Source organism: Neisseria mucosa (assembly GCF_003044445.1).
Lineage (GTDB): Bacteria > Pseudomonadota > Gammaproteobacteria > Burkholderiales > Neisseriaceae > Neisseria > Neisseria mucosa_A.
Map to the genome: position 1 here is coordinate 117,011 of NZ_POWX01000007.1, position 6,000 is coordinate 123,010.

General features: G+C 54.0%; 3 protein-coding genes. 2 read left to right on the forward strand and 1 reads right to left on the reverse strand.

The annotated features are described in order from the left end of the window. Window positions 1-247: 247 nt before the first annotated feature. Together putP and putA are read left to right on the forward strand one after the other, a co-directional pair. Complete coding sequence (putP, locus tag DBY90_RS06035; protein ID WP_003744649.1) at window positions 248-1,774, forward strand: sodium/proline symporter PutP; 1,527 nt, start codon at window positions 248-250, stop codon at window positions 1,772-1,774. A 275-nt stretch (window positions 1,775-2,049) separates the two neighbouring features. Further along, on the forward strand, window positions 2,050-5,655 hold the full coding sequence (gene putA, locus DBY90_RS06040; protein ID WP_070490777.1) for a bifunctional proline dehydrogenase/L-glutamate gamma-semialdehyde dehydrogenase PutA: 3,606 nt from the start codon (window positions 2,050-2,052) through the stop codon (window positions 5,653-5,655). 100 nt (window positions 5,656-5,755) lie between these two features. Here putA and DBY90_RS06045 read toward each other — a convergent pair. After that, window positions 5,756-6,000, reverse strand: a 245-nt coding sequence (locus tag DBY90_RS06045) for an IS3 family transposase (protein ID WP_234405084.1), incomplete at its 5' end; no start/stop codon positions are given.

Sequence of the window (6,000 nt, forward strand, 5' to 3'; positions counted from 1 at the left end):
CTGCATTTTGCGGTGAACCTGTTTCCGCTGCCTTTGCAAGTGGAAGTTTTTACGGTATGCTGGATTGGATTATTTACAAATCAATAGGATTTGTTTACTTATCTTGTTGTAATTGAAAATGATTTGTTCCGCGTGTCAGTAAAAACGCGAGAATTTCCGCTGTATTTTAATTAGAAAAATGTTTGGGCGTGGATTGCCTGCAATTTCATCAGCCCGTGATTTTGAAGTTTTAGATGAGGAATAGTACATGAATCCCATGTATATCACTTTTGCAATCTATCTGGTTGCTGTTCTCTTGATTGGTCTGGCCGCGTATTTCTCTACGCGCAATTTCGATGATTATATTTTGGGCGGCCGAAGCTTGGGTCCGTTTGTTACAGCGATGTCGGCGGGTGCGTCCGATATGTCGGGCTGGCTTTTGATGGGTCTGCCCGGCGCGATTTATTTGAGCGGTTTGAATGAGGCTTGGATTGCCATCGGCTTGGTCGTCGGCGCGTATTTCAACTGGCTTTTGGTGGCGGGCCGTCTGCGCGTGCATACCGAATATGCCAATAATGCGCTGACGCTGCCGGATTATTTCTTCCACCGCTTTGGCGCGGGCGGACACTTGATGAAAGTGGTTTCCGCGCTGATTATCTTGTTTTTCTTCACGATTTATTGTGCTTCGGGCATTGTGGCGGGCGCAACTTTGTTCCAAAGCCTGTTTGAAGGCATGACCTACAATCAGGCGATGTGGCTGGGCGCGGGTGCAACCATTGCCTATACCTTCTTAGGCGGTTTCTTGGCGGTAAGCTGGACGGATACGCTGCAAGCTTCTTTGATGATTTTTGCGCTGATTTTGACGCCTGTGATGGTGTATTTGGGGTTGGGCGGTGCGGATCAAATGTCTGCCGCAATTCAAAATGTTGCCGCAGGTACGGGCAAGGAATACGACAGCTTGTTTGCCGGTACGACCGTCATCGGCATTATTTCCACAGCAGCATGGGGCTTGGGCTATTTCGGTCAGCCGCACATTTTGGCGCGCTTTATGGCGGCTGAAAGCGCGAAATCGCTGGTATCCGCACGCCGCATCGGCATGACTTGGATGGTGTTGTGTCTGGCAGGCGCGGTCGCGGTTGGTTATTTTGGCATTGCGTATTTTGGAGCAAACCCCGACCAAGTCGCTTCAATGAAGGGCAACCACGAACGTATCTTCATCGCGCTTTCTACTTTGCTGTTCAACCCTTGGATTGCGGGCATTATTTTGAGCGCGATTTTGGCGGCGGTCATGTCCACTTTGTCTTGCCAGCTTTTGGTTTGCTCCAGCGCGATTACCGAAGACTTCTATAAAGGCTTTTTGCGCAAAAACGCGCCACAATCAGAATTGGTATGGGTTGGTCGTCTGATGGTATTGGCGATTGCCATTATCTCGATTCTGATTGCATCCGACCCTGAGAGCAAAGTTTTAGGCTTGGTGTCTTATGCGTGGGCAGGTTTCGGCGCGGCGTTCGGCCCTGTTGTGATTCTGTCGGTATTGTGGAAACGCATCACGGCATATGGCGCTTTGTCGGGCATGATTGCCGGTGCGCTGACTGTGGTGGCGTGGGCGGAGTGGGTCAAAAAACCTGCTTTGGCTGCACATGAAACCGGTCTTTTGACCATGTACGAAATCGTCCCCGGCTTCATCGCCTGCTTGGTGGTCGCTATTGTGGTTTCACTGACCGACAAAGAGCCGTCTCGTGAAATCCAAGAACGTTTTGAAAAAGCGGACGCGGAATACCGCGAGGCGAAATAAGTGTTTTCAGACGACCTGCCATCTATTGTAGGTCGTCTGAATTTTTATATGGGCAACAGGTTTTGTTTTTATTTTGACACCTATCGCGATAATTCGGTCTTTTGACCTTATCTGCTTTTTATCAAAGCAAAAAATCCTGATTTCAAGATAAATTACTTGTTCGTCCCGTATAAATTTATTACGATATTATCTATATGCTTTAAATCTTTTCAGACGACCCCGCGAAGGGATGGGGTCGTCTGAAAATCATCATGAAAACTTTGGAGAATCTTAAAATGTTTGACTTTGCTTTCCCGACACAAACGCCACTGCGCCAAGCGATTACCGATGCTTACCGCCGCGACGAAATCGAAGCCGTTCAGGATATGCTGCAACGCGCACAGATAAGCGATGAGGAGCGTCGGGCAGCGTCCGAACTTGCACGCCGTTTGGTTACGCAGGTTCGCGCCAGTCGCACCAAAGCCAGCGGTGTGGATGCGCTGATGCACGAGTTCTCGCTCTCCAGCGAAGAAGGCATTGCGCTGATGTGTCTGGCGGAAGCTTTGCTGCGCATTCCCGACAATGCGACGCGCGACCGCCTGATTGCCGACAAAATTTCCGAAGGCAACTGGAAAAGCCATTTGAACAACAGCCCGTCCCTGTTCGTCAACGCCGCGGCATGGGGCTTGTTGGTTACCGGCAAACTGACCGCAACGAACGACAAGCAGATGGGTTCTGCCCTGAACCGACTCATCAGCAAAGGCGGCGCGCCCCTGATCCGCCAAGGCGTGAACTACGCCATGCGCCTCTTGGGCAAGCAGTTTGTGACCGGACAAACCATTGAAGAAGCGCTGCAAAACGGCAAAGAGCGCGAAAAAATGGGCTACCGCTTCTCCTTCGATATGTTGGGCGAAGCCGCCTTTACCCAAGAAGATGCCGACCGCTATTACAACGACTATGTTCAAGCCATTCACGCCATCGGCAAAGATGCTGCCGGACAAGGCGTTTATGAAGGCAACGGCATTTCCGTCAAACTCTCCGCCATTCATCCGCGCTACTCGCGCGCCCAGCACGAACGCGTCATGAGCGAACTCTTACCTCGTCTGAAAGAGCTGTTCCTCTTGGGTAAAAAATACGATATCGGTATCAACATCGATGCCGAAGAAGCCAACCGCTTGGAGCTGTCTTTGGATTTGATGGAAGCACTCGTTTCCGACCCTGATTTGGCGGGATACAAAGGCATCGGCTTTGTCGTTCAGGCATACCAAAAACGCTGCCCCTTTGTTATCGACTATCTGATTGACCTTGCCCGACGCAACAACCAAAAACTGATGATTCGCCTCGTCAAAGGCGCGTACTGGGACAGCGAAATCAAATGGGCGCAAGTGGACGGACTGGACGGCTATCCGACCTACACCCGCAAAGTCCATACCGACATCTCCTACCTCGCCTGCGCGCGCAAACTGCTGGACGCGCAAGATGCTGTGTTCCCGCAATTTGCCACACACAATGCCTACACTTTGGGCGCGATTTACCAAATGGGCAAAGGCAAAGACTTTGAACACCAATGCCTGCACGGCATGGGCGAAACCTTGTACGACCAAGTGGTCGGCCCGCAAAACTTAGGCCGCCGCGTGCGCGTGTACGCCCCGGTCGGTACGCACGAAACCCTGCTTGCGTACTTGGTACGTCGCCTGTTGGAAAACGGCGCGAACTCGTCGTTCGTCAACCAAATCGTCGATGAAAACATCAGCATCGACACGCTGATCCGAAGCCCGTTCGACACCATCGCCGAACAAGGCATCCATCTGCACAACGCCTTACCGCTGCCGCGCGACTTGTACGGCAGGGGTCGTCTGAATTCTCAAGGCGTGGATTTCAGCAACGAAACCGTGTTGCAACAGCTTCAAGAAAAACTCAACCGCTCCGCCGCGCAAGACTTCCACGCTGCGTCCATTATCAACGGCAAAGCCCGCGATGTCGGCGAAGCGCAGCCGATTAAAAACCCCGCCGACCACGACGACATCGTCGGCACAGTCAGCTTTGCCGATGCCGCGCTTGCCCAAGAAGCGATTGGCGCAGCCGTTGCCGCGTTCCCTGAATGGAGCGCGACGCCTGCCGCCGAGCGTGCCGAATGCTTGCGCCGCTTCGCCGATTTGCTGGAGCAGCACACTCCCGCGCTGATGATGCTTGCCGTGCGCGAAGCAGGTAAAACGCTGAACAACGCCGTCGCCGAAGTACGCGAAGCCGTCGATTTCTGCCGCTACTACGCAGGCGAAGCCGAAAACACCTTACCCAAAGACGCCAAAGCAGTCGGCGCCATCGTCGCCATCAGCCCGTGGAACTTCCCACTCGCCATCTTTACCGGCGAAGTCGTTTCCGCATTGGCAGCCGGCAACACCGTCATCGCCAAACCTGCCGAACAAACCAGCCTGATTGCCAGCTACGCCGTTTCCCTGATGCACGAAGCGGGCATCCCGACTTCCGCCTTGCAACTTGTCCTTGGCGCAGGCGATGTCGGCGCAGCACTGACGGGCGACCCGCGTATCGGCGGCGTGATTTTCACCGGCTCGACCGAAGTGGCGCAACTGATTAACAAAGCCCTTGCCAAACGCGACGACAGCCCCGTATTGATTGCCGAAACCGGCGGTCAAAACGCCATGATTGTCGATTCTACCGCGCTGCCCGAGCAAGTTTGCTTGGATGTGCTTAACTCCGCCTTTGACAGCGCAGGACAACGCTGCTCCGCCCTGCGTATCCTTTGCGTTCAAGAAGATGTCGCCGACAAGATGCTCGCCATCATCAAAGGCGCGATGGACGAATTGGTCGTCGGCAAACCCGTTCAGCTCACCACCGACGTAGGCCCTGTCATCGATGCCGAAGCGCAGCAAAACCTGCAATCGCACATCAACAAAATGAAAGGCGTTGCCAAGTCTTACCACGAAGTCAAAGCCGCTTCCGACGTTGATCCTGCGAAATCCACTTTCGTGCTGCCGATTTTGTTCGAACTCAACAACTTGAACGAACTCACCCGCGAAGTCTTCGGTCCCGTCCTGCACGTCGTCCGCTACCGCGCCGACGAGCTTGACCAAATCATCGACCAAATCAACAGCAAAGGCTACGCGCTTACCAGCGGCGTACACAGCCGCATCGAAGGTACGGTCAAACGCATTCGCGAACGCATCGAAGCGGGCAACGTTTACGTCAACCGCAACATCGTCGGTGCCGTCGTCGGCGTGCAACCGTTCGGCGGACACGGTATGTCCGGCACTGGTCCGAAAGCAGGCGGTTCGTTCTACCTGCAAAAACTGACCCGCATCCCCGAATGGGTTGCCCCGCCACTGAGCCGCATCGGACAAGCGGACGAAGCCGCGCTCAAACGCCTCGAAGCCCTGATTCACAAGTTGCCGTTTAATGCGGAAGAGAAAAAATCAGCGGCATCGGCATTGGGACACGCCCGCATCCGCACCCTGCGCCAAGCAGAATCCGTCTTGGTCGGCCCGACCGGCGAACGCAACGCCCTGAGCTGGCGTGCGCCAAAACGCGTCTGGGTACACGGCGGCAGCCTCCTGCAAGCCTTCTGCGCCCTGACCGAACTTGCCGCCGCAGGCATTGTAACCGTCGTCGAACCCGACAGCCCGCTTACCGCCTACACCGCCGACCTCGAAGGCCTGTTGCAAGTCAACAGCAAACCTGAAAGCACAGGCGTAAACCATGTCGCCGCCCTAAGCCCGCTGGACAGCAGCCGCAAGCAAGAGCTGGCAAAACGCGACGGCGCACTCATCCGCATCCTTCCATCCGAACAAGGCTTGGACATCCTGCAAGTGTTTGAAGAAATCTCTTGCAGCGTCAACACCACAGCCGCCGGCGGCAACGCCAGCCTGATGGCCGTTGCCGACTAAAAGGATTGAAGAAACGCAAGAGCGTTTGAACAAAGGTCGTCTGAAAACGTTAGCGAAACCTGAACTGGCCCCCAAATCTTGGACACTCATAAAAGCCTATTCAGGCGCTCTGTGCAAGCTGGGTTCTGTATGCGACAGGACTCAGCTTTTTCAATTTCAAACTGCAACGCTCGCGGTTGTAGTAATCCATATAGTCATCTATCTGCTTCATCAATTCGTCCACCGTCAATTCCCCTGCACGATAGAAACACTCCGTCTTCAGCACCGCAAAGAAGCTTTCCATCGGTGCATTGTCCCAGCAGTTCGCCTTTCGCGACATGCTTTGAACCATGGAATGTTTTGCAA